Origin of the sequence: Pseudomonas fluvialis, from assembly GCF_002234375.1 — a bacterium.
Taxonomy (GTDB): domain Bacteria; phylum Pseudomonadota; class Gammaproteobacteria; order Pseudomonadales; family Pseudomonadaceae; genus Aquipseudomonas; species Aquipseudomonas fluvialis.
Map to the genome: position 1 here is coordinate 1 of NZ_NMQV01000068.1, position 500 is coordinate 500.

The 500-nt window shown below is 65.8% G+C and carries 1 protein-coding gene; it reads left to right on the forward strand.

What is annotated here, in order from left to right:
* Nucleotides 1–500: SNF2-related protein (locus tag CFY91_RS15720; protein ID WP_243392530.1), on the forward strand; the 500-nt coding region annotated here is incomplete at both ends.

Genomic DNA, 500 nt, shown 5'->3' on the forward strand with positions numbered 1-500 from the left:
TACCAGGCACTCAGCCAGCTGACCTGCCGGCAACGCCTGTGCCTGACCGGCACGCCCCTGGAAAATCACCTGGGCGAGCTGTGGGCGCTGTTCAACCTGCTGATGCCAGGCTGGCTCGGCGACAGCCGGCAGTTCACCCGGCATTACCGCCAGCCCATCGAAAGCCAGCCGGACAGCCCGCGCCTGACTCAACTGCGCCAGCGCATCCGCCCCTTCCTGTTGCGTCGGCGCAAGGAGGACGTGGCCCGCGAGCTGCCCGCCAAGACCGAAATCACCCACTGGGTCAGCCTCAGCCCCGCTCAGCGCGACCGTTATGAAACCCTGCGCCTGGCCCTCGATCACAAGGTCCGGGCAGAAATCCAGCGCCAGGGCCTGGCACGCAGCCAGATCGTCATTCTCGAAGCCTTGTTGCGCCTGCGTCAGTGCTGTTGTGATCTGCGCTTGCTGGATGGCCCGACCAGCAGTGGCGAACCTTCCGCCAAACTGACAGCCCTGCTCGA